The organism is Sulfitobacter sp. EhC04, assembly GCF_001650875.1.
In the GTDB taxonomy this organism is placed as follows: Bacteria; Pseudomonadota; Alphaproteobacteria; order Rhodobacterales; family Rhodobacteraceae; genus Sulfitobacter.
Genome location: NZ_LXYI01000025.1, coordinates 12481 through 34633, shown reverse-complemented (window position 1 = coordinate 34633; position 22153 = coordinate 12481). Strand labels below are relative to the sequence as shown.

Annotated in this window: 23 protein-coding genes; 19 read left to right on the top strand and 4 right to left on the bottom strand. The window is 62.1% G+C overall.

The genetic code is table 11. The annotated features are described in order from the left end of the window. The 7 genes from A8B82_RS12450 (at window position 1) to A8B82_RS12420 (ending at window position 7104) form a co-directional block, all read left to right on the top strand. Window positions 1–1467 (top strand): aldehyde dehydrogenase family protein, encoded by a 1467-nt coding sequence (locus A8B82_RS12450; RefSeq protein WP_162841710.1) that lies wholly within the window; start codon window positions 1–3, stop codon window positions 1465–1467. A gap of 1 nt (window position 1468) precedes the next feature. Then, entirely contained in the window at window positions 1469–2275 is an 807-nt protein-coding gene (locus tag A8B82_RS12445; RefSeq protein WP_067292804.1) for a coniferyl-alcohol dehydrogenase, read from the top strand. A 13-nt stretch (window positions 2276–2288) separates the two neighbouring features. Continuing rightward, window positions 2289–3851, top strand: a complete 1563-nt coding sequence (locus A8B82_RS12440; RefSeq protein ID WP_067292802.1) for a flotillin family protein — start codon at window positions 2289–2291, stop codon at window positions 3849–3851. 323 nt (window positions 3852–4174) lie between these two features. Further along, window positions 4175–5185, top strand: coding sequence for a tRNA dihydrouridine(20/20a) synthase DusA (dusA, locus tag A8B82_RS12435; RefSeq protein WP_067292800.1), 1011 nt, complete (start codon window positions 4175–4177; stop codon window positions 5183–5185). A gap of 27 nt (window positions 5186–5212) precedes the next feature. Continuing rightward, a complete protein-coding gene (locus A8B82_RS12430; RefSeq protein ID WP_067292798.1) occupies window positions 5213–6034 on the top strand; it encodes a sulfite exporter TauE/SafE family protein in 822 nt (273 codons plus the stop codon). Continuing rightward, window positions 6031–6765, top strand: a complete 735-nt coding sequence (locus A8B82_RS12425; RefSeq protein ID WP_235604684.1) for a hypothetical protein — start codon at window positions 6031–6033, stop codon at window positions 6763–6765. Before A8B82_RS12430 ends, A8B82_RS12425 begins: the two co-directional genes overlap by 4 nt. A 102-nt stretch (window positions 6766–6867) precedes the next feature. Next, complete coding sequence (locus tag A8B82_RS12420; protein WP_067292796.1) at window positions 6868–7104, top strand: hypothetical protein; 237 nt, start codon at window positions 6868–6870, stop codon at window positions 7102–7104. 21 nt (window positions 7105–7125) lie between these two features. Here A8B82_RS12420 and A8B82_RS12415 read toward each other — a convergent pair whose 3' ends face one another. The 3 genes from A8B82_RS12415 to ccmI are packed head-to-tail and all read right to left on the bottom strand — an operon-like array spanning window position 7126 to window position 9063. Then, a complete protein-coding gene (locus A8B82_RS12415; protein ID WP_067292794.1) occupies window positions 7126–7365 on the bottom strand; it encodes a DUF1289 domain-containing protein in 240 nt (79 codons plus the stop codon). Further along, window positions 7358–7846, bottom strand: coding sequence for a Holliday junction resolvase RuvX (gene ruvX / locus A8B82_RS12410; RefSeq protein ID WP_067292791.1), 489 nt, complete (start codon window positions 7844–7846; stop codon window positions 7358–7360). Before ruvX ends, A8B82_RS12415 begins: the two co-directional genes overlap by 8 nt. After that, the gene (gene ccmI / locus A8B82_RS12405) at window positions 7843–9063 is read right to left on the bottom strand and encodes a c-type cytochrome biogenesis protein CcmI (RefSeq protein ID WP_067292904.1); all 1221 of its coding nucleotides are present in this window, start codon (window positions 9061–9063) and stop codon (window positions 7843–7845) included. The genes ruvX and ccmI overlap by 4 nt, the downstream gene beginning before the upstream one ends. 499 nt (window positions 9064–9562) lie before the next feature. Between ccmI and A8B82_RS12395 the strand changes: the two genes are divergently transcribed. The 10 genes from A8B82_RS12395 (at window position 9563) to A8B82_RS12350 (ending at window position 17987) form a co-directional block, all read left to right on the top strand. Continuing rightward, the gene (locus tag A8B82_RS12395; RefSeq protein WP_067292787.1) at window positions 9563–10807 is read left to right on the top strand and encodes a sarcosine oxidase subunit beta family protein; all 1245 of its coding nucleotides are present in this window, start codon (window positions 9563–9565) and stop codon (window positions 10805–10807) included. A gap of 136 nt (window positions 10808–10943) precedes the next feature. Continuing rightward, the gene (locus tag A8B82_RS12390) at window positions 10944–11273 is read left to right on the top strand and encodes a hypothetical protein (RefSeq protein WP_067292785.1); all 330 of its coding nucleotides are present in this window, start codon (window positions 10944–10946) and stop codon (window positions 11271–11273) included. A gap of 111 nt (window positions 11274–11384) precedes the next feature. After that, window positions 11385–11714 carry a sarcosine oxidase subunit delta gene (locus tag A8B82_RS12385; RefSeq protein ID WP_067292782.1) on the top strand — a complete coding sequence of 110 codons (330 nt, stop codon included), beginning with the start codon at window positions 11385–11387 and terminating at the stop codon, window positions 11712–11714. 82 nt (window positions 11715–11796) lie between these two features. Next, a complete protein-coding gene (locus A8B82_RS12380) occupies window positions 11797–14814 on the top strand; it encodes a sarcosine oxidase subunit alpha family protein (protein ID WP_067292780.1) in 3018 nt (1005 codons plus the stop codon). After that, window positions 14807–15379 carry a sarcosine oxidase subunit gamma gene (locus tag A8B82_RS12375; RefSeq protein ID WP_067292779.1) on the top strand — a complete coding sequence of 191 codons (573 nt, stop codon included), beginning with the start codon at window positions 14807–14809 and terminating at the stop codon, window positions 15377–15379. Before A8B82_RS12380 ends, A8B82_RS12375 begins: the two co-directional genes overlap by 8 nt. A 70-nt stretch (window positions 15380–15449) precedes the next feature. Further along, window positions 15450–15863 carry a hypothetical protein gene (locus A8B82_RS12370; protein ID WP_138069753.1) on the top strand — a complete coding sequence of 138 codons (414 nt, stop codon included), beginning with the start codon at window positions 15450–15452 and terminating at the stop codon, window positions 15861–15863. Between the two features lie 31 nt (window positions 15864–15894). Next, window positions 15895–16314 carry a hypothetical protein gene (locus A8B82_RS12365; RefSeq protein WP_067292773.1) on the top strand — a complete coding sequence of 140 codons (420 nt, stop codon included), beginning with the start codon at window positions 15895–15897 and terminating at the stop codon, window positions 16312–16314. 111 nt (window positions 16315–16425) lie between these two features. Then, a complete protein-coding gene (locus A8B82_RS12360; RefSeq protein ID WP_067292771.1) occupies window positions 16426–17025 on the top strand; it encodes a superoxide dismutase in 600 nt (199 codons plus the stop codon). A 303-nt stretch (window positions 17026–17328) separates the two neighbouring features. Continuing rightward, complete coding sequence (locus A8B82_RS12355; RefSeq protein ID WP_067292768.1) at window positions 17329–17538, top strand: hypothetical protein; 210 nt, start codon at window positions 17329–17331, stop codon at window positions 17536–17538. Further along, window positions 17535–17987, top strand: coding sequence for a host attachment family protein (locus tag A8B82_RS12350; protein ID WP_067292766.1), 453 nt, complete (start codon window positions 17535–17537; stop codon window positions 17985–17987). Before A8B82_RS12355 ends, A8B82_RS12350 begins: the two co-directional genes overlap by 4 nt. Window positions 17988–18033: 46 nt before the next feature. Here A8B82_RS12350 and A8B82_RS12345 read toward each other — a convergent pair whose 3' ends face one another. After that, window positions 18034–18597, bottom strand: coding sequence for a TIGR00730 family Rossman fold protein (locus A8B82_RS12345; protein WP_067292764.1), 564 nt, complete (start codon window positions 18595–18597; stop codon window positions 18034–18036). A gap of 103 nt (window positions 18598–18700) precedes the next feature. On the opposite strand from A8B82_RS12345, the gene A8B82_RS12340 reads away from it, so the two are divergent. Together A8B82_RS12340 and A8B82_RS12335 are read left to right on the top strand one after the other, a co-directional pair. Beyond that, window positions 18701–20164, top strand: a complete 1464-nt coding sequence (locus A8B82_RS12340; protein ID WP_067292761.1) for a LysM peptidoglycan-binding domain-containing protein — start codon at window positions 18701–18703, stop codon at window positions 20162–20164. Window positions 20165–20279: 115 nt separating this feature from the next. Next, the gene (locus A8B82_RS12335; protein WP_067292759.1) at window positions 20280–22139 is read left to right on the top strand and encodes an ABCB family ABC transporter ATP-binding protein/permease; all 1860 of its coding nucleotides are present in this window, start codon (window positions 20280–20282) and stop codon (window positions 22137–22139) included. Window positions 22140–22153: the final 14 nt, after the last annotated feature.

Sequence of the window (22153 nt, the reverse complement as noted above, 5' to 3'; positions counted from 1 at the left end):
ATGCTCGATTCACACAACCATATCAAAGGCATGTTCATCGGCGGGGACTGGGTGACATCTAGCCGCTTGTTTGACGACATCAACCCCTCGACCGGTGCCGTCTGGGCGCAGATCCCCGACGGGGGGCGCATGGAAACACGCACGGCGATTGATGCGGCCAAGGCTGCCTTTCCGGCATGGGCTGCGCTGCATTTTCAGGACCGCGCCCGTATCTTGCTGAAGGCTGCGGATGTCTGGGAACGGCGCAAGATGGATTTTGTCGACGCAGTCCGGTCCGAAGGAGGCGGTTGGTTCGGCAAGGGGATGTTCGAGGCAGGTTACGTCCCGGAAGTTTTCCGCGCCGCAGCTGCCATGTGCTACAACGCCATCGGGGAAATGCTGCCGTCGCAACACGGTAAGGTGTCGATGGTGGAACGTGTCCCGATGGGCGTGGTCAGCGTGATCAGCCCGTGGAACATGCCCGGCATTCTGTCATCGCGCGGCTTTGCCTTTGCACTGGCTGCGGGCAACACGATTGTGTTGAAACCATCCGAGGATACCCCCTATGCGGGGGGGCTGTATTTCGCCGAAATCATGGAAGAGGCTGGCATCCCCAAAGGTGTGTTCAACGTCATCACCTGCTCGCGCGACCGCGTGTCAGAAATGGGCGACGAGATGGTTGAGAGCCCTGTCGTCAAGGGGATTTCCTTTACCGGGTCCACCCCCATCGGGCGTCAGATCATGGCCAAGGCCGGGGCGCATCTGAAAAAGGCTTGCGTCGAGCTGGGCGGCAAGGACAGCCTGATCGTGCTGGAAGACGCCGACATGGACCGCGCGACAGCCGCCGCGAGTTTCGGCAGCTTCATGCATCAGGGGCAAATCTGCATGTCGGTGGAAAAGGTGCTGGTCCACGAAAGCATCTATCCCGAATTCCTGCGCCAGTTCGTGGCCCGCGCGGCCACGCTGAAAACCGGTGATACTGCGGACGAGTCCAATGTGATCGGCCCGTTGATCAATGATCGGCAGGTCGAACGGGTGAAGTTTCAAATCGAGGATGCGCTGTCCAAGGGTGCTAAGGCCGTGCTGGGTGGACGGGTCTGGGACCGCTATGTGGAACCGACGATCCTGACCAATGTCACCCCTGACATGGCCGTGTGGCAGGACGAAACATTCGGCCCCGTTGCGGTTGTGGCTCCGTTTCGTACGGATGCCGAGGCCATTGCGCTGAACAATGACACCGAATACGGGCTGAGTTCCGGGATCATTACACGTGATGAAAATCGCGCGCTTGAGATGTCACGCAAGCTGGAAACGGGCATGTGCCATGTCAACTGTTCGTCCGTGAACGACGAACCGCATGTACCTTTCGGTGGCAGCAAAGCATCGGGCGTCGGAAAGCATGGGGGGAAATGGTCGATGGAAACATTTACCGAAACGCGCTGGATCACGCTCGATCGTGGCGATCGCCCCTACCCGCCGGTGTTTTGAGATGAGTTGGGAACGCGCACCCCTGCTGAAGGGAAAGACAATCGTCGTGACCGGGTCCGCATCGGGGATCGGGCTGGAAACCGCGCGTGTCTGCACCGCGATGGGGGCGAAGGTGCTGGGCATTGATGTGACCAAACGGTTTGATCATGTCGAAGAGTTCTACCGCGCGGATTTGTCTGATGGCGCCACGATTGACGCCTTGGTTGACGTGCTGCCCAAGGGTATCGACGGGATTGCCAATATTGCAGGCCTGCCGCCCACTGCACCTGCGGAAAAGGTGCTCGCCGTCAATCTCTTCGGGCTCAAGCATCTGACGCTTGGTCTGCTGCCGAAATTGAATGATGGTGCCAGCATCGTGAACCTTGCATCGCTTGCGGGATTCGGCTGGCCGGACTCTATTCCTGCCATCCGGGCCAGTGAAGGCGTGCATGTGGATGATGCCGCGCGCTTTGCCGCAGATCAGCAGATCACCAACGCAGGCGGGCGCAGCTATTTCTTTTCCAAAGAGGCGCTGATTGCCTGGACCATGCAAAACCGTTGGACCTGGAGGGACCGTGGCATCCGGATGAACGCTGTCAGTCCCGGGCCGGTCGATACCCCCATCCTGGGTGATTTTCTTGAAACGCTTGGCGCACGCGCCGAAGAGGACGCCCGCGTCATGGATCGTCCCGGCTCGCCGCAAGATCTTGCACCTATCGTCGCCTTCCTGTTGTCAGACATGACATCTTGGATCCGCGGCACCAATATTCCCGCCGACGGCGGCATGTCACCGAACATCCTGTGCGACATGCACGGGCTGTCATCATAAGGAGGGCGACAACATGTCAGCACTGGCTTGGATCATCATCATACTGGTTGTCGCGGCAATCGTCATCGCGCTTGCCGCGTCGTTCTACCAACGCGCCACGAACGAGGTCGCCCTTGTGCGCACCGGTCTGAGCGGCCGCCGTGTGATTATCGACGGGGGTATCCTGGCGATCCCCTATTTCCACGAGATCAACCGCGTCAACATGCAAACCCTGCGCATGGACGTGACCCGGTCGGGAGAATTATCCCTTATCACCAAGGACCGCCTGCGCGTCGATGTCGGCGCTGAGTTTTTCGCCAGCGTGACCCCCAGCGAGGACGCGATCACGCGGGCGGCGCAGACCTTGGGGCAGCGGGTGTTCCAACCCGATCAGCTGAAAAATCTGATCGACGGAATGATGATTGATGCGCTGCGTTCGGTTGCCGCGCAGATGACCATGGATGAATTGCACGAGACCCGTGCCAGCTTTGTCAAACAGGTGCGCGAGGCCCTGACGGATACGCTCGCCAATTATGGTTTGCAGCTTGATTCAGTGTCGCTTACGGCGCTTGACCAGACCCCATTTGCCGCGCTGGATGAAAACAACGCCTTTAACGCTGTGGGGATGCGGAAACTTGCTGAGGTGATTGCGCAATCCAAAAAAGAACGGGCCGAAATTGAAGGAGACAGCCAGGTCAGTGTCGCGCGCGCTGCGATGGAATCCGCGCGCCGCAAACTGGAAATCAATCTTGAACAGCGCCGTGCCGAAATCGCGCAAACGCAGGAAGTAGAAACACTGATTGCAGCACAGCTTTCTGAAATCGCCGCACGCAAGGCTGACAGCGAACGCTCTGCTGCGCAGGCGCGCATTCAGATGGAGCAAGACATCGCTTCGGCAGATATTGCCAAGGAACAGACACTGCGCGTCGCGGAAATAGCGCAAGCGCTGGCCATCGAAGTCGCGGAACAGGATCGCGCAATTTCCTTTTCCGCAAAGTCCCAGGAAGGAAGCCGTGCGCATGCCGAAGCGGATACGGCACGCATTGCCGCTGTGACGGCCGCGGAAGCCGTGCATACCGCCCGCCAGATGGCAGAAGCTGAAAGGCGCAAGGCGCTCGCCCTGATCGCAGCACAAGAACAGGCCGAAGCCACAGCCGCGCGCGCCAAGATCGCCGCAGCAAGCGATAAGGCCACTGCTGCCGACAAGACCGCAGCCAAACGCGAAGAGGCTGAAGCTCTCAAGGCCATGAAACTGGCCGAAACGGAAGCGAACCTTGCGCAGATCAGCGCAGAAAATGCCCGTTCCGAGGCGCAGGTCAAGATGGCGTTGGAATTGGCGCGGCTGAATGCCTTGCCACAAATTCTTGCTGAAATGGTGAAGCCGGCAGAAAAGATCAACGGGATTTCGATCAACCACATCACCGGACTTGAGAGATCCGGTGATAGGGGGGCGGCCTCACCCATCAATCAGACGGTCGACGCAATCATGGACATGGCCATTTCATTGCCCGCGCTGAAAAAGCTGGGAGACAGTATTGGCGTCAATCTGGATACTGCACTTAAGAAAGACGCCGAAGAAGCTGACGACAAGAGCTAAGGCGTCCGGCCTCAAACTTGAACCGCCAATACCTTGCCGCGCGACGTGCTCTCGGGACGTTGGCGATGGGGTCTGCCTCAGGTCAAAGGCCGGACGCTGGCGTGACAGGTTATCAAAGTTCGCGGCATTGATAACCGCGCGCAACATAGGTCCGCGCCCGGCACCGAGGCTGTGCGATAGAGTGGGTCACCAAGATTGCATATCCCCCCAATAGCCGCCGTTTCCCAGTCTTGCCTTGCGGGGGGCTGGACTGCCCCAATTCCTGTGCAGTATGTGTGCAACAAGCACGCAGAACCGGGTCGCGGACCACAGGAGAGTGAAGAATGCCCAACAACGCAGCCAGTGCGGCAGCGCGATTGTCCACCGCCCCCATGATGGATTGGACCGACCGCCATTGCCGTTACCTGCACCGGCTGCTGAGCGGGCGGGCGCTGCTGTATACCGAGATGGTGACCGCACCTGCGCTGGTGCGGGGCGGGGCGGTGCATCTGTTGGAACATGACGTCAGTGAACACCCCGTTGCCCTGCAACTTGGCGGCTCCGACGCGCGCGAACTGGCACAGGCGGCGCGGCTGGGGGCGGATGCGGGATATGATGAGATCAACCTCAATTGCGGTTGCCCCTCTGACCGGGTGCAATCGGGCACCTTTGGCGCGGTGCTGATGAAGGACCCGGCCCGTGTGGCAGATTGCGTGGCCGAAATGCAGGCGGCGGTGGACGTGGAGGTGACGGTCAAATGCCGCATCGGCGTTGACGATCAGGAACCACGGGATGTCCTGCCGGATTTCCTTGCCCGGATTGTGGCTGCCGGGTGCACCCGCGTCAGCATTCATGCCCGCAAGGCCTGGCTGCAGGGGCTCAGCCCCAAGGAGAACCGCGACATCCCGCCGCTGGACTACCCGCTTGTGCACCTGATGAAGGAATATTTTCCGAACCTGCACATCTCGGTCAACGGTGGCATCACTTCTTTGGATCAGGCGGAGGCGTTTCTGGGCGGGGGCCTGGACGGCGTCATGGTCGGGCGCGCCGCCTATCACAGCCCCGCCGACCTTCTTTGCGCGGCGGACCGGCGGATCTTTGGCGCAGGCCCGGACAGCACGCCGGAACAGGCTGTCCATGACATGCTGCCCTATATCGAGGCGCATCTGGTCAAGGGCGGGCGGCTGAACCAGATCACCCGGCACATGCTGGGCCTTTTCGCGGGCCGCCCCGGTGCGCGCGGCTGGCGGCGCAGCCTGTCCGAAGGGGTCAGCAAGCCGAGCGCAGGCCCCGAACTGGTGGTTCAGGCGCTGGAAGAGATAGAGGCGCTGGCGCAGCAGGCGCAGGCGGTGTAGCAGGGGGCGTCAAGAAGGAGAGACCCCATGCCAGACACGATACTGCTGATCCAGATGGGCGTGCTCCTGGCCTTTATCGGCGCTTTTGCAGGCGTGCTTGCAGGGCTTTTGGGCGTCGGTGGCGGGATCGTTCTTGTCCCCGCATTTTTCTATGCCTTTCAGACCCTTGGCTATGAGGGGCCGCAGCTGATGCAGATGTGTCTGGCGACCTCGCTGGCAACCATCATCGTCACCTCCGTCCGGTCAGTGCTGAGCCATAACCGGAAGGGTGCCGTCGATTGGGATATCCTGCGCGGCTGGGCACCGGGTATCGTGATCGGGGCGATCTGCGGGATGCTTTTGGTCTCCCAATTGCGCTCCGGCACCTTGCAGGCGATCTTTGGCGGCCTGGCGCTGGTTGTGGGCCTCTATATGGGGCTGGGCCGGTCGGAATGGCGGTTGGGGGCCGCGATGCCGCGCGGGATCACCCGCGCGCTGCTCTCGCCATCTGTCGGCTTCCTGTCGGTACTCATGGGTATTGGGGGGGGCAGTTTCGGCGTGCCGCTGATGAGCCTTTATGCCACCCCGATCCACCGCGCGGTGGCCACGGCGGCAGGGTTCGGCGTGCTGATCGCGGTGCCCTCGGTCATCGGCTTCCTGTTTGTCCCGATGACGACAGGCGCACCGCCGTTGACCATCGGCACGGTCAACCTCGTCGCCTTTGGCATCGTGATCGCCATGACGCTGATCACCGCGCCGCTGGGGGTCAAGCTGGCCCATGCGATGGACCCCAAACCGTTGAAACGGGTGTTTTCGGTGTTCCTGATCCTGGTGGCGCTGAACATGATCCGCAAGGCGCTGGGCTGGTGAGCGGGTTCCGGGTATTCGCCCCGGACCCTGCCACCCTGCGTTGGGCGCAGGCCGCGCACCGCTTGGCGCTGGACCTTGCAAACGACCCGGCGGTCCGTGCCGACAACCTGCGTCACGGCGACACCTGGTTCGTGGGCGTGGATGCCTTGCCGAATGCGCCGGATGGCAGCATCGCCGGGGTGCCGCTTGATGGGCCCTGGCGTGGGGATATTGCGCCGCCTGACCACTGGCACCGCGCGCAGCTGTCCATCGTCTATCCCGGCTATCCGGGGAAGGACCCGTCAGAGAGCGATGCGAACCACCAATTCCGCATCAACCGCCATGCCGCGCATGTTGATGGGCTGCTGCCCGAAGGCCCCGCCCGCCGCCGTTTCCTGCGAGAACCGCATGGGTTTATCCTCGGCCTGCCTTTGAACCATGCCGATGCCGCACCGCTGGTGGTCTGGCCGGGCAGTCACCGGATCATGGGCGACACCCTGCGCCGGGCGATTGGCGACCGCGACCCCGGAACAGTCGACCTGACGGATGCCTACGGGGCTGCACGGCGCGTGGTTTTCGATGCCATCGACCCGGTGCAGGTGCTGGCCGAACCGGGGCAGGCCACCTTGCTGCACCGCCACCTTTTGCACGGCGTCGCCCCCTGGGCCAAAGGCGAAACAGCCCCGCCGGAGGGGCGGATGATTGCCTATTTCCGGCCACAAATTTCCGCCTCCGCCTGGCTGAACGGCTGAACATCCGCCCGATTTCCCAACAATCACCTCGACTGCGCCTCATTGTTGCCTTTTCCTGCAGCAATTCATGGATCATAAATTTTTTGATCCGGGGACGGCAAAATGAACATTATTCTGACAGGACCCGACGGCGCAGTGGCGTATTGGAACGCCGCTCAGAACGGCCGCACAACAATGGCATTCGGCAAACTCCAGGCCGCGGCACTGGAACGCAAATGCAGCTTTGCCCGGCTGAGCCGTTTCGCCGCTAATGGCAACCACGCCCCGACCGGCGCCGAAGGGGCGATCACCGCGGATTTCGGGCTCGACCTGCTCTACCAGATTGCCGGCAACCGCTGACAACAACCCGCTTTTTCAAGTTTATTTGCCCTGTCGCGCCAGGCGCGCGGCGCGACCGCCCCGGCGTTTGGTCAACTGACTCGCCCGGCCCGGCAATTCCGCCATGATCCCGCGCCGTTCTTCCGGGGTCATCCGGGACCAGCGCCCAATCTCGTCAATCGACCGCAGACATCCCGTGCACAGCCGCGAGTCCGGATGCACCACGCATATCTTGATGCAGGGGCTTTCGATCTCGGCGCGTTTCCAGATGTCGTCAGTCATCCCTGGCTCCTTGCCTGCGCATCACCGCCAGACGGTCCAGCGCGCCTTGCAGAATATAGCCCGCTGCGACGTGATCAATCACTTCCGCGCGACGTTTTCGTGTCGTATCCGCCTCCAGCAGCGCGCGTTCTGCCGCCACCGTGCTCAACCGCTCGTCCCAAAAGGTGATCGGCAACGGCAGCAACCGGTCGAAATTGCGGGCAAAGGCGCGGGTGGACTGGCAGCGCGGCCCTTCGGAGCCGTCCATGTTGCGCGGCAAGCCCAGCACCAGACCGCCGATGCGCCGGTCGCGGATGATCTCTGTCAGGCGGGCGGCATCCAGTCCGAATTTCTTGCGTCGGACCGTTTCCAGCGGGGTCGCCACGCTGAGGAAACTGTCGCTGACCGCGACGCCGATGGTCTTTTCCCCCAAATCGAGCCCGATCAGCGCAGCCATCGGGGGCAGGGCGGCCGCAAATTCCGCCATCTCGTCATAAATCATTCCGCCACCCCGGCCTGCTGTCCCGCGCGGCTGATGATGTCCAGCGCCGCGGCATCCCCGGCAAAGACGTCCAAAGCGTTGTCATAGATGCGCCGCGCCTCCTCGGCCCGGTCCAGCACCGCCAGCGAGGTGATCAGCCGCGCCCAATCCGTCGCCGGGCCGCCCTCGGTGGCCAGACGGTCAGACAGCCCTGCCACCATGCCGCCGATCATCTCCATCCGGTCTTCCGCGCTCATGTCTCCGGCGGCCTCGATGTCCTCGGCAGAAGGGCCGCGCGCCGCGCTTGCCTGCGGCATTTCGTAGTCCACCCCGGCCAGTGTCGCGACCGGCATGATCTGCGCCCGGATCGGCGCGATCCACGGCGCGTCCTCCGGCCCGCGCCGCAGCAATCCGTCCCAGATGCGAAACGCGACATCCGGCCGTCCGGTCTGCACCATCATCAGCCCGACATAATAGCGCGCCCGCCCGTCCTGCGCGTCACGCCCCAGCGCGGCCCGCAATGCCGTTTCTGCCTGCGGCGAAACATATCCCCCCGCCGCCAGCACCAGGAATTCGCCGTAATCGCTGTAATCGGCTGCGGTGGCACTGTCGCCCTTGATCCGCAGCACCTCTGCCTGTGCGCCTGCCGCCGCCGAAAAATTCCCGATCCGGGCCTCGTTGGTTGCCAGCAACTGGTGGCCCTGCAAATCTTCGGGCCGTTTCGCGACGGTCTCGCGCAGCCGTGTCATCAGGGTCTGGAATTCCTCGGTAATGCCGGGCTCAGCGGGCATTGCGGGCAGGCTGTCCTCGGCGGCTTGCTGGCTGGGACGGTTCTCGCGCATCTCTTCGGCAAAGGCGATCCGATCCGCCAGCCCAAGGTCGCCGTAGCCCGGCGCACCAACAGAGCGGTAAAGCAGCAAGGATCCGGCGACAACCACAAGCGCCAGCAGGCCATAGACGATACGCGGTGACCCTTTGCCGGTAGCGGGCGTTTTGCCCTCTGCGGCACCGACCGCCAGAATGCGACGCGAAATCTCGGTTCTTGCGCGTTCAGCGTCCTCGGGCGGGACAACGCCGCGCGCCACGTCGCGTTCCACTTCGGCCAGCTGGTCGCGGTAGACCCGCAGATCATAGGCCGCCGCATCCTCCGGTCCGACCTTTGCGCCACGCGCCATCGCGCGCGCCAGAAGGGCCGCGACCATGGCCGCCATCGCGCAGGTGATGATCCAGAACGTCATGCAGTCCCCGACAGATTCGAATTCAAGAATACCTAGGGCCTGTGGACGTTCATCTTCCACCACCCGTTTCAGTCCAAAATTGCTCAGTTCCAGGCAAGAGAGCGCAGGAATAGCCAGCTATTTCAAGCTCTCTTAACGCAGAAATGGGCAATTTTGGCGAAACCCTTGCAGGGCGCGGCGGATTTTGCCTCTGCCATCTCGGATTTTCGCTTCCAATGATCACATTGCTGCACTCAAATCAGAGCGCCAGCGGCAAAATCCGACTCGCGCGGGTGGCGGAAGATGAACGTCCACAGGCCCTAGTCATTCAACCCCATGCACAAAAGGGGACATTTTGACCACCCTCCCGGCGCGTCCGCAACAATCGCGACCCATGTCGCAAATTTGCCAAGGAGTGCCGTGGCCATTATTCTTTTTTTGGCCAAGATAGCCAGAACGGGGTAAGCGACCGCGCCCGACCCGAATCTGCCTACTCCAGCCAAGCAGGGACCCTGAGAGCATGAAGAAATATTCCGTTTTTGCAGTGGCCCGCGAAGCGATGCGCCACCACAGCGGCTGGACCCGAGCCTGGCGTGATGCCGCGCCGAAAAAGCGCTATGACGTGATCATCATCGGCGCAGGCGGGCACGGGCTGGCCACGGCTTATTACCTGGGCAAGAACTTTGGCATCACCAATGTGGCGATCCTGGAAAAGGGCTGGCTCGGCGGCGGCAACACCGGCCGCAACACCACCATCATCCGCTCGAACTACCTGCAGGACCCGTCAGCGGCGATCTACGAAAAGTCGCGCTCGCTCTATGAGACAATGAGCCAGGACCTGAACTACAACGTGATGTTCAGCCCGCGTGGCGTGATCATGCTGGCCCAGACAGAGCATGAGGTGCGCGGCTACAAGCGCACCGCCCATGCCAATGCGCTGCAAGGCGTGCCGACCGAATTTATCAGCCCTAGCCGAGTCAAGGAACTGGTGCCGATCATCGACCTGGACGGGCCGCGCTATCCGGTGCTGGGCGGGCTGTGGCAGGCGCGTGGCGGCACTGCGCGGCATGACGCGGTGGCCTGGGGCTATGCGCGGGCCTGTTCCGACATGGGCATGGATGTGATCCAGAAATGCGAAGTGACCGGCATCCGCCAGACGGCTGGCAAGGTCACCGGCGTTTCCACCACCCGTGGCGACATCGACTGTGACAAGCTGGGCATGGTCGTTGCGGGCCATTCAGGGCATCTGGCCGACATGGCGGGCTTCCGTCTGCCGATTGAATCCGTGGCCCTTCAGGCGCTGGTGTCAGAGCCGATCAAACCCTGCATGGACGTGGTCGTGATGGCCAATACCGTGCACGGCTACATGTCGCAGTCCGACAAGGGCGAGATGGTCATCGGCGGCGGCACCGACGGCTACAACAACTACACCCAGCGCGGGTCCTTCCACCACATCGAGGAAACCGTGCGTGCGCTGATCGAGACCTTCCCGATGGTGTCGCGCCTCAAGATGCTGCGCCAGTGGGGCGGGATCGTCGATGTGACCGGCGACCGTTCCCCCATCCTGTCCAAGACCCCGGTCGAGGGTGTCTTTGTCAATTGTGGCTGGGGCACCGGCGGGTTCAAGGCGATCCCCGGATCGGGCTGGGCCATGGCCGAGCTGATCGCCAAGGGCCACTCGCCGCTGACCGACGCCTTTGGGCTGAATCGCTTTACCGAAGGCCGTTTTATTGACGAATCCGTCGCGGCGGGGGTGGCGCACTGATGGCCGCGCATCCGTTGTTTTCCCGGAATCGCCGCAGCGCAGGCGATATTACGCCGGCGCGGTGCGCTGCCCGGAACCGGCCTGTCGCTTCCTTCGTTGAATCCCGGAACGAGGGATACGAAGGAGAAACAAATTCATGGCACACCCAGAGAACACTGACCCGGAACATCGCACCACGGCGGAGCGTAACACCACAACAACCACAACCACCACGTCTGGTGGCAACAACGTCGGCATCATCGTCGCGGCGCTGGTTCTTGTCGTCGCGGTTCTTGCCTATTTCGTCTTTGGCGGCGGCAATGACGGCGTCACCAGTGGCGCAGATGATGTCAACATCACCGTCGAAGGCGCAGAGCCTGCTGCAACAGCACCAGCCGCCGATGCGCCAGCAGCCGACAGCGAAGCGCCTGCTCCTGCCACGGAGAACTCCGGTGGCGGCGAAACTGCGCCTGCCGCAAGCGACTAAGACCAACCACACCACCTGCACTCAGGCTGATGCCCCCATGGGCATCGGCCTTTTTGCCGTCTCCACGTCCTTTTCGCGCCTGCCCGCGCCCCAATTTCACGGGACATCGCCATGCTGACCATCCATTGCCCCTGCTGCGGCGTCACCGCCGAGGAAACAGAATTCCACGCCCACGGCGAGGCGCATCTGAAACGCTTTGGCCCCGGTTCATCCGAGGATGAATTCGAAGGCTATCTTTTCATGCGCAAGAACCCCAAGGGCGTGCATTTCGAACGCTGGCGACACCAGTACGGCTGTGGCAAATGGTTCCACGTCGCGCGCTGCACCATGACGCTTGAAGTCTTTGGCAGCTACAGCGCCCAGACCACCGAGCCCCCGCAGGAGATCATGGACATCATCCATGACCGGCGTCCCGATACCGCAGCAGGCCCGGCAAGATGATCCCGGCCCCCCGTTTCCTTATGCCACAAAATACTCCCGCCGGAGGCACTCGCAGCCTCCGCCCGCACAAAGGTTCGCGTTCATGAGCACCAGACTGGCCACAGGCGGACGCCTGCTGAACACCGCCAAACCGTTGAATTTCACCTTCAACGGCAAGCAGTTGCGCGGTTATGAGGGCGATACGCTTGCCTCGGCGCTGCTGGCAAACGACCAGATGCTGATGGGTCGGTCGTTCAAGTACCACCGCCCGCGCGGCGTGGTTGCCGCGGGCCCCGAAGAACCCAACGCATTGGTCAATCTTGGCAGCGAAGGACGGTTCGAGCCGAACCAGCGCGTCACCACCACAGAGCTTTTCGACGGGTTGGAAGCGGCAAGCCAGAACCACTGGCCCAGCCTGGAGTTCGACGTGGGCGCGATCAACACCCACCTCAGCAGATTCCTGCCCGCGGGTTTTTACTACAAGATGTTCATGTATCCGCGCAGTTTCTGGAAACATGTCTATGAGCCCTTCATCCGCCACTCCGCCGGTCTGGGCAAGGCGCCCAAAGCGCGCGACGCGGATACCTACGAACACTTCCACGCCTTCTGCGACGTTCTGATCGTCGGCGGCGGGGTCGCGGGGCTTGAGGCCGCGCGCACCGCAGGCCGCAGCGGCGCGCGTGTGCTGCTGCTTGAGCAGACAAACCACTTTGGCGGCCGCGCGCCGGTCGATGGTGGCACCGTCGATGGCAAGCCTGTGGATAAGTTCGTGGAGGAAATTCTAGCAGAGCTTTCGGAGATGGAGAATGTCCAGCTGCGCCTGCGCACCATGGGGGCAGGGGTCTATGACCACGGCTATGTCCTGGGCTATGAGCAACTGACTGATCACGTGCCGGAAAACGCCGGTCCGCGCCACCGGTTGTGGCGCATCCGGGCAGGTCACGTGATCACCGCCACCGGGGCCATCGAACGCCCTCTCAGCTTTGCCGGAAACGATATTCCCGGTGTGATGCTGGCCGGGGCCATGCGCGATTATCTGGTGAACTTCGGCGTGTCCGTCGGTGACCGCACCGTCTTGGTCACCAACAATGACAACGCTTACCTTACGGCAATTGCGCTCAAGCATGCGGGCCTCGACGTGCCTGCGATCCTCGATGCGCGGGTCCTGCCGCAGGACAGCGAACTGGTCGCGCAGGCCCGTGCCCTGGGTATCCGCATCCTGATGGGCCATGCGATTTCCGCTGTGAAGGGCGGCAAGCGGGTGACCGGTATCGCCATCTGTTCGCAAGCGGGCGAAGGCGCGGTGCTGGAAGAGATCGCCTGCGATGCGGTTGCCATGTCCGGCGGCTGGTCGCCGGTGGTGCACCTGTGGTCCCATTGCGGCGGCAAACTGCGCTGGGACAGCAAACGTGCCTGTTTCAGCCCGGATGTGGATAACCCGCCAAAGGGTGCCGATGGTGTTGGCTTTGTCACCACCGCCGGGGCGGCTTCGGGCATGTTCCCGCTGGACGACGTGCTGCACGACGCCCACGCGGCGGCGGATGGCGTGATGACGACACTGGGCTTCAAGCTGCCCCGCGACATCAGCCCCCCCAACGCTGCCCGCCGCGAGGAAGCGCCGATGGCCCCGGTCTGGATGATGCCCCACGGCGCGGGTGCCAAGCTGCGCGAAAAGACCTGGCTGGACTACCAGAACGACGTCAAGGTCTCCGACGTGCGGCTGGCCGCGCAAGAGGGGTTCGTCAGCGTCGAACACGCCAAACGCTACACCACGCTGGGCATGGCGACGGATCAGGGGAAACTCAGCAATATCAACGGGCTTGCCACGCTGGCCGGCGCGCTGGATGCAGAGATCCCAACTGTCGGCACCACCACGTTCCGCCCGCCCTATCACCCCATATCCATGGGTGCGATCGGCGGCGGGGCGCGTGGTGCCACCTTCCAGCCGCTGCGCCGCACCCCGATGCACGATTGGCACGACGCCAACGGTGCCATTTGGGAGCCAGTGGGCCAGTGGCGCAGGACCTACGCCTATACCCGTGGGCTGGAAAGCACCCATGACGCGGTCATGCGCGAAGTGAAGAACGTGCGCGAGAACCTCGGGCTGCTCGATGCCTCCACCCTTGGCAAGATCATCGTCAAGGGGCCGGACGCGGGCCGTTTCCTCGACATGCTTTACACCAACATGATGTCGACCCTGAAGCCGGGCAAATGCCGCTATGGCCTGATGTGCAACGAAAACGGTTTCCTGATCGACGACGGTGTTGTCGCACGGATCGACGAAGATACATGGCTGTGCCACACCACCACCGGCGGTGCTGAAAGCATCCATGCCCATATGGAGGAATGGCTGCAGACCGAATGGTGGGACTGGCAGGTCTATGTCGCCAATGTGACCGAACAATACGCGCAGATCGCCGTGGTCGGCCCCAATGCCCGGCAGGCGCTGGAACGGCTGGGCGGCATGGATGTCAGCAAGGAAACGCTGGGCTTCATGGATTGGGCAGATGGCACGCTGGGCGGGTTCAACTGCAGGGTCTACCGCATCTCCTTCTCGGGCGAACTGAGCTATGAGATCGCGGTCGATGCCAGCCACGGGCAGGCCCTGTGGGATGCGCTGATGGCGGTGGGTGCCGATCTGGGGGTGATGCCCTATGGCACCGAGGCGCTGCACATCCTGCGCGCCGAAAAAGGCTTTATCATGATCGGGGACGAAAGCGACGGCACCGTGATCCCGCAGGATCTGGGGCTGAGCTGGGCGATTTCCAAGAAGAAAGATGACTATCTTGGCAAGCGTGCGCAGGCGCGCAGCCACATGGCCGACCCGGAACGCTGGCAACTGGTCGGGCTGGAGACCACCGACGGCAGCACCCTGCCGGACGGGGCCTATGCGGTGGGCGAAGGGACCAACGACAACGGTCAGCGCAACACCGTGGGCCGTGTGACCTCCACCTATCATTCGCCCAACCTGGGCAAGGGGATCGCCATGGGGCTGGTCCATCACGGACCCGACCGCATGGGCGAAGTGCTGAGCTTCCCCGGCGTGGACGGCAAGGTGTACGAGGCACGGATCGTCGATCCGGTTTTCTATGACAAGGACGGGGAAAAGCAGAATGTCTGATCCTGTAAGCGCGCTCAAGAATATCTTTGACGACACCGGTCTAGTGAGAGTATCCGAAATCGGCCCCATCGGCATGGTCACCCTGCGCGGCGATCTGTCGGACAAGGTGCTAGGCAAGGCTGCGGTGGCTGCGGGCGGGGTCAACCTGCCCGAACAGGGCCAGTGCAACACCGAAGGCAGCCAGGGCATCGCCTGGATGTCGTCGGACGAATTGCTGATCATGTGCCCCTATGCGGACGTGCACGCCCGTCTGGCGGACCTGCAAGAGAAATTGGCGGGCAGCCACGCGCTGGCGGTCAACGTCTCTGACGCGCGGGCGGTGTTCGACATCACGGGCGACCATCTGCGCGAGGTCATTGCCAAGCTGGCCCCGGTCGACATGCACCCGGATCAGTTCAACGGCACCATGTTCCGCCGCACCCGCTTTGCCCAGGTGCCTGCCGCCTTCTGGATGCCGGATGGCAGATCGGCACGCATCGTCTGCTTCCGGTCGGTCGCGCAATATATGTTCGATCTGCTGAAAGACGCCGCCATGCCGGGTTCCGAAGTACGTCACTACGCCTGACACATTCCTTGACCTGCCCCGCCATTCGCGATTTAAAACCAGTTCGTGTAATGAGTGCGGGGCAGTTCAGGTGACCATTGGACGTTCATTGACGGGCGCGGCTTTCGTGCTCATGGCTGCTGCGGGCGTTGCCCAGGCTGCGACCCTCTTCGAATGTGATCTCAAGACTCGCATCCACAATGGCTGGGTTTCGCCCAAGATGGCCTTTGTTATTGAAGACGACGGCGGGGCAAAGGTGATCGACGGTATCACGCTGGCCTTTCTGGACGGACCTGCGGAGGCAAAGGTCACCCGGCGCGGGGACAACCTGCGCATCAATTGGACCGTCGCGAACGCCAAGGACGACGCTGGCAATTACATACCGACATTCCGCTACTTCGCGAACCTGAATTCCGCGACGCATGCTGTTTCGGTTGTGGCCAAACCCGCGGCGTATCCTCAGCGGTGGTCCGCCAAGGGCAGTTGCAAGATACGGGACAAATAATTGCGGTGATTTCAGGAATAGAGATAGCGGTATGAAGTTTATCAAGAGTTTAGCGGTTGGCCTGGCGGTTCTGGCGGGTGTGGGGCCTGTGCAGGCGGCCAAGGGTTTTACTCTTGAATGCAACTTGAAGCAGCTGAACACCAACGGTGGGTTTGGCGACAGAATGTATTTGAGTTTCGTCGAGGGCTGGACCAACCCGGCGGCATTTGATGGTGCGATCATGGAACTTCACGAGGTGCCGATTCCGATCAATCTGATCAGCAACGAGGGCAAGCGTGTTCGCTTTGACTGGGAGCTGAAGGGCCTGAAATTCCGCGATGGCACCAGCATCGGTCGGGTGATCTATAAAGGGTCCGTTGACAAGAAAACGCTTCATATCAGAATGGAATCCATCGTTCCGTCAAATGTCGGCAGATATTTTACCGAAGGGCAGTGCAAGAAAATCAAATGAAGATGCATCGAATTGCTGATCTTCTGCGTTGATGTCATAGAGTGCACTTGACCTATGTGTCATGCGTACTTCATGTGACACCTGAGAAATGCAATTTAGGAGGCCTTGATCATGGCTTTTGAACTTCCCGATCTTCCCTATGCCCACGATGCGCTTGCCCCCAAGGGCATGAGCGCCGAAACGCTGGAGTTTCACCACGACAAGCACCACAATGCCTATGTCACCAACGGCAACAAGGCGATTGAGGGCACCGAGTGGGAAGGCAAGTCCCTTGAGGAAATCATCAAGGGCACTTACGACGCCTCTGCCGTCGCGCAGAACGGAATTTTCAACAACATCAGCCAGTTGTGGAACCACAACCAGTTCTGGGAGATGATGGGCCCGGACAGCACCGCCATGCCCGGTGAGCTGGAAAAGGCGATCACCGACAGCTTTGGCTCCGTCGACAAGTTCAAGGATGAATTCAAGGCGGCGGGTGCGGGTCAGTTCGGCTCCGGCTGGGCCTGGCTGGTCAAGGACACCGATGGCGGCCTCAAGGTCACCAAGACGGAAAACGGCGTGAACCCGGTCTGCTTTGGCCAGACGGCACTGCTGGGCTGCGACGTGTGGGAACATTCCTACTACATCGACTTCCGCAACGCGCGTCCCGACTACCTGTCCAACTTCCTGGACAACCTTGTGAACTGGGAAAACGTTGCATCCCGTCTCTGAGGCAAATGGCGCTCTCCCAGTCACCGACGCCCGCCGCTTTGCGGCAGGCTGGGTGAACTGGGAAAACGTTGCCTCGCGGCTCTAATCGAACCGTTGCTCTCCCAGTCACCGACGCGCGCCGGTGGCACGCTGGGCGAACCGGGAAAACGTCGCCTCGCGGCTCTGAGGCAAATGGCGATCCAAATCTGAATGAGATCAGACAGGTACACCCCGCAGCTCAGCCTGCGGGGTGTTTTCGTGTCGGAACCCCGTGGCGGCCCCCCGCGTTTCTTCCTTAACCACCCAAACCAAAGGAGGCACCACATGGCAGAGCGTCACAGATCCAAAGACGGCAGCAAAGACAGCGTCAGGATCATCGGTGAAAGCGCCGGGATCAGCCAGCAAGGCCGCGCAGGCGGCAATCTGGAGCGGGACGTCGGCACCCAGGACGAAAAGAAGCGCGCCACCGAGAAACCGGCAGGGGCCACACGTGTTACCGGACAGGACAAACGCTACCATGGAGAGAGCGCATGACAAAACTCACAAATGGCACATGGGTTCTGATCGCTGATGGTGAAAAGGCATTGTTCCTGATCAATCAGACCGACGGCGAAGACCCGTTTCTGGAGGTGTTCCGGGAGGAGGCGCAAGACAATCCACCTAACCGTGAACAGGCCGCGAACCGACGCGGGCGGTTCAACGACGGCCCCAGCGTCCACCGCTCCGCCGTGCAGGACACCGACTGGCACCAACTGGCAAAGGATCGTTTTGCCGCGGAGCTTGCAGAAATCCTGTACAAAAAGGCGCACCAGGGGGCGTTTGACCGGATTGTTCTGGTCGCCCCACCACACACCCTTGGAGAGCTGCGCCAAGAGATCCACAAGGAAGTCGCGGACAAGGTTGTGGCGGAGGTTCCCAAGACGCTGACGAACCACCCCATTGATCAGATCGAGACCCTGGTTGCCAAGGAAATCGCAGCCTGATCAGGCGTTTAATGCCAAAAGTTGAAGCGTCGCGTTAAGTGGCGCTTCAGCCGAAATGCGCGTCAAGCCTGGCAAGCGCGTCTGCCGCGTCCGACACAGGCGTGAGGTAATCCAGCAAGCTGGCGTCGGCAAAGCCCTGATCAATCACATGGTTCACCAATTGCATCAAAGGATCCCAGTAGCCATTTGTATTTACGATAAAAACAGGCTTCTCATGCAGACCAAGCTGACGCCAGGTCAGAACCTCGAACAATTCGTCCAATGACCCGGCACCGCCCGGCAGAACCACCACCGCGTCGCAGTTCATGAACATGACCTTTTTGCGCTCGTGCATGGTCTCTGTCACCACATAGGTCGTCAGATCCCTCTTGCCGACTTCCCAGGCCACCAGATGCTGTGGGATCACGCCAAAGGTCACGCCGCCCGCCGCTTGCGCCGCCCGCGCGACACTTCCCATCAGCCCCACATCCCCCGCGCCATAGACCAGCCGCAGGCCCGCATGGGCCAGGCCTGTCCCCAGGCTCTCCGCGTCTTTCATAAAGGCCGGATCGGTGCCGGGGCGCGAGCCGCAGTAGACACAGACGGAATTGGGGCTAGGGGTATGCGTCATCTCGGCACCTCTTTTGTGGAAATCGAAGGTCACCCGCAGTGGGATTTTGACCCCTGTTACCGCGCCTGATAGAAAGGCTCAACCTTGGGGAAGGACGGATTGCATGAGCAAGTCAATGGCGGCGCTTGGCGGCAAGTCAGGTGTTCTGGCACTCGTGGCCATCGGCGCTGTTGTGATCGGGGCGGCAAGCTGGTTTCAGCTGCGCGGGTCCGAAGATGCGCCAGAGGCCACGCCCGTGGCGCTTGTCCCGCAAGTGCCGCAAGCCGAGACGGGTAATGCACCCGCCGCAGCGGAGACTGATGAACCGGCGCAAGCCAGTGCAGAGGGTGATCCGGCAGAGGGAGAAGCGGTGGCAGATCCCGTGACTTCGGATCAGGCCGCGCCGGCGGACTCCGGCCAGTTGGCATCAGCCGAGCCCGAATCCGCCCCGGCATTTGATGAGGTGCGCCGCGAAGGTGACGGCATGACCGTCATCGCAGGCCGTGCCGCACCCGGTGCGCAGATCGAGATCCTGCAAGACGGCAATGCCATCGCCAGCGCCACAGCGGACGGCAGTGGCAAGTTCGCGACGCTTGCGATGATCCCGCCGGATGGCGAGGGCCATGTGCTCAGCCTGTCCCAGACAGCGCCGGGGGGGCAGACCACTATCTCCCGCGACAGCATCATCCTCGCACCGACAACCGCACCAGAGACCGAAGCGGCGCAGGCCGAAGTGCCATCGGCAGAGGATGCGGTGCCTGCCACAGAACAGGCTGCCGGTTCCGATGTACCTGACCCGGCCCCCGCTGACCCGGTGGTGGCGCAAACAGAGGCCCTCGACCAGGCCGCAGAAGGCCAGGCCGCGCCCGAAACTGAAACCGCAGCGCTGCAAGATGGAACCGCTCAAGAGGCACAACCGGTGGCAGGTGACGATACATCGGTCGGGATGGCCAGTGTCGGCCCCGCGTCAGAGCCTGCCGTGTCAAATTCTGCGGTGTCACAACCTGAAACCGCCGCCGCAGCCCCCGAAAATGCAACTGCGCCGGAACCCGGCCAGGGCGTTGCACTGCTCAAGGCGACGGATGACGGGGTGGAACTGCTCAATGCCCCGCGCCCGGATGCCCTGCAATCGGTCGCACTGGACACCATCAGCTATTCCGATGCCGGAGAGGTGCAATTGTCCGGGCGCGCGCGGCGTGACACCCAGGTGGTGCGTGTCTATCTGAACAACAGGTCGGTGATCAGCCTGCCGGTCGACGAAAATGGCCGCTGGCGCGGCGATCTGCCGGATGTGGATGCGGGGGTCTACACCCTGCGGGTGGATGAGGTGTCCACCGATGGCAAGGTATCCAGCCGTGTCGAGACCCCGTTCAAGCGTGAATCCGTGGCCACTTTGGAAGCCGCCGGGGCCGGGCAGGACGGACCGATCAAGGCGATCACCGTGCAGAAGGGCGCGACCCTCTGGGCCATTGCGCGCGCGCGATATGGCGACGGGCTGCTTTATGTCCGGGTGTTCGAGGCGAACGCCGGCGCGATCATGGACCCCGATCTGATCTATCCCGGCCAGGTCTTCGATCTGCCCGACTGACGGCGTGACGCCACGCTTTCGGAAAAAGATGCTCCGGAAATTCTGAATATTCCGGTTGCGGTGGCAACCGCCGCTGTCCCGCCTTATGTAGGGTTTCAAGCCGATAGGAACCCCCATGCCGTCAGACACCGCCAGCCCCTCTGTCAAAGGGGCCGATACGCCACCCGAACCCCTGACAGACGAAGAACTTGCGGATCAGGCCGAACGCCAATCCGCCATGCGTGTGCTGCGCAAGGTTGCGCCCTACCTCTGGCCCCGCGACATGCCTTGGGTCAAACACCGGGTTGTCTGGGCAATGGTCGCCCTTGTGGTGTCCAAGCTGATCTCGGTGGCAACGCCGCTGTTCTACAAGGATGCGGTGGATGCGCTGGCGGGCGAAGGCACGCCGATGCTGGCGCTTGGGGCGATCTCGCTGACCATCGCCTATGGCATGGCACGGCTGATGAACGTGGGCTTCCAGCAATTGCGCGATGCGGTCTTTGCCCGTGTCGGCCAGCGCGCCCTGCGGATGCTGGCGCTGGAGACCTTCGAGCATATCCACAGGCTCTCCATGCGCTATCACATCACGCGCAAGACCGGGGGCCTGAGCCGGATCATCGAACGCGGGGTCAAGGGCGTGGATTTTCTGCTGCGCTTCCTGCTGTTCTCCATCGGGCCGCTGATCCTTGAACTGCTGTTGATTGCGGTGATCCTGACTGCGCTGTTCGATTTCTGGTACACGGTGGTCGTGGCGGTCACCATCGCGCTTTATGTCTGGTTCACCTTTGCCGTGACCGAATGGCGCGTAAAGCTGCGCCGCCAGATGAACGATCAGGACACCGACGCCAATCAAAAGGCCATCGACAGCCTGCTGAACTATGAGACGGTCAAGTATTTCGGCGCGGAAAGCCGCGAGGCCGCCCGCTATGACAATGCCATGGCAGGCTATGAACTGGCGGCGATCAAGACCAACTATTCGCTGGCCTTCCTGAATTTCGGCCAGTCCCTGCTGATCACCGCGGGCCTTGTCGTGGTGATGGTCATGGCGGCCGTCGGCGTGCAGAACGGCACGCTGACAGTGGGCGATTTCGTGATGGTCAACGCCTATATGATCCAGATCACCGTGCCGCTGAACTTCCTTGGGACGGTCTACCGGGAAATCCGGCAGGCGCTTGTCGATATGGGCCAGATGTTTGGCCTGCTGGAACAACCGGCCGAGATCACCAACAAACCCGGCGCGGCAGAGCTGAAGGTCACCGGCGGGCGCGTCACCCTGGATGACGTGCGGTTCGGCTATGACCCCGACCGCCAGATCCTCAAGGGCATCAGCCTTGAGGCGCAGCCCGGTGAAACCGTGGCCATCGTCGGCTCCACCGGCTCGGGCAAATCCACCATCGGCAGGCTGCTGTTCCGGTTTTACGACGTGCAGGGCGGGGCGCTGCGCATTGACGGGCAGGATGTGCGCGACGTGACCCAGAACAGCCTGCACCGCGCCATCGGGGTGGTGCCGCAGGATACGGTGCTGTTCAACGATACGATCCTCTACAACATCGCCTACGGGCGCGAGGGTGCCACGCGGCAAGAGATCGAAGCCGCCGCCCGCGATGCCCAGATCCACGACTTCATCCAGTCCCTACCGCTGGGCTATGAGACGGCTGTGGGCGAAAGGGGCTTGAAGCTGTCGGGGGGCGAAAAGCAGCGTGTCGGTATCGCGCGCACCCTGCTCAAGGACCCGCCGATCCTGCTGCTGGACGAGGCGACAAGCGCGCTCGACACCGAAACGGAGCAGGAAATCCAGGACGCGCTGCGCCGTGCAGGGCAGGGGCGTACCGTGCTGACCATCGCGCATCGCTTGTCCACCATCGCCGAAGCGGATCGCATCGTGGTGTTGGAAAAGGGCGAGATCGTCGAGCAGGGCCGTCACGACGACTTGCTGGCGCGCGGCGGACGGTATGCGCAGCTGTGGCAGCGCCAGCAATCCGAAGAAGAGGCATAGCGCAACGGGGTCGG

What these genes read in the sequence shown, in the direction of transcription:
- A8B82_RS12430 (WP_067292798.1), top strand. Translation starts at nt 5,213, where the DNA reads ATGCCAGACACGATACTGCTGATCCAGATGGGCGTGCTCCTGGCCTTT.
- A8B82_RS12385 (WP_067292782.1), top strand. Translation starts at nt 11,385, where the DNA reads ATGCTGACCATCCATTGCCCCTGCTGCGGCGTCACCGCCGAGGAAACA.
- A8B82_RS12440 (WP_067292802.1), top strand. Translation starts at nt 2,289, where the DNA reads ATGTCAGCACTGGCTTGGATCATCATCATACTGGTTGTCGCGGCAATC.
- A8B82_RS12360 (WP_067292771.1), top strand. Translation starts at nt 16,426, where the DNA reads ATGGCTTTTGAACTTCCCGATCTTCCCTATGCCCACGATGCGCTTGCC.
- A8B82_RS12390 (WP_067292785.1), top strand. Translation starts at nt 10,944, where the DNA reads ATGGCACACCCAGAGAACACTGACCCGGAACATCGCACCACGGCGGAG.
- ruvX (WP_067292791.1), bottom strand. Translation starts at nt 7,846, where the DNA reads ATGATTTATGACGAGATGGCGGAATTTGCGGCCGCCCTGCCCCCGATG.
- A8B82_RS12450 (WP_162841710.1), top strand. Translation starts at nt 1, where the DNA reads ATGCTCGATTCACACAACCATATCAAAGGCATGTTCATCGGCGGGGAC.
- A8B82_RS12350 (WP_067292766.1), top strand. Translation starts at nt 17,535, where the DNA reads ATGACAAAACTCACAAATGGCACATGGGTTCTGATCGCTGATGGTGAA.
- dusA (WP_067292800.1), top strand. Translation starts at nt 4,175, where the DNA reads ATGCCCAACAACGCAGCCAGTGCGGCAGCGCGATTGTCCACCGCCCCC.
- A8B82_RS12375 (WP_067292779.1), top strand. Translation starts at nt 14,807, where the DNA reads ATGTCTGATCCTGTAAGCGCGCTCAAGAATATCTTTGACGACACCGGT.
- A8B82_RS12380 (WP_067292780.1), top strand. Translation starts at nt 11,797, where the DNA reads ATGAGCACCAGACTGGCCACAGGCGGACGCCTGCTGAACACCGCCAAA.
- A8B82_RS12420 (WP_067292796.1), top strand. Translation starts at nt 6,868, where the DNA reads ATGAACATTATTCTGACAGGACCCGACGGCGCAGTGGCGTATTGGAAC.
- A8B82_RS12335 (WP_067292759.1), top strand. Translation starts at nt 20,280, where the DNA reads ATGCCGTCAGACACCGCCAGCCCCTCTGTCAAAGGGGCCGATACGCCA.
- A8B82_RS12345 (WP_067292764.1), bottom strand. Translation starts at nt 18,597, where the DNA reads ATGACGCATACCCCTAGCCCCAATTCCGTCTGTGTCTACTGCGGCTCG.
- A8B82_RS12355 (WP_067292768.1), top strand. Translation starts at nt 17,329, where the DNA reads ATGGCAGAGCGTCACAGATCCAAAGACGGCAGCAAAGACAGCGTCAGG.
- ccmI (WP_067292904.1), bottom strand. Translation starts at nt 9,063, where the DNA reads ATGACGTTCTGGATCATCACCTGCGCGATGGCGGCCATGGTCGCGGCC.
- A8B82_RS12415 (WP_067292794.1), bottom strand. Translation starts at nt 7,365, where the DNA reads ATGACTGACGACATCTGGAAACGCGCCGAGATCGAAAGCCCCTGCATC.
- A8B82_RS12395 (WP_067292787.1), top strand. Translation starts at nt 9,563, where the DNA reads ATGAAGAAATATTCCGTTTTTGCAGTGGCCCGCGAAGCGATGCGCCAC.
- A8B82_RS12340 (WP_067292761.1), top strand. Translation starts at nt 18,701, where the DNA reads ATGAGCAAGTCAATGGCGGCGCTTGGCGGCAAGTCAGGTGTTCTGGCA.
- A8B82_RS12445 (WP_067292804.1), top strand. Translation starts at nt 1,469, where the DNA reads ATGAGTTGGGAACGCGCACCCCTGCTGAAGGGAAAGACAATCGTCGTG.
- A8B82_RS12365 (WP_067292773.1), top strand. Translation starts at nt 15,895, where the DNA reads ATGAAGTTTATCAAGAGTTTAGCGGTTGGCCTGGCGGTTCTGGCGGGT.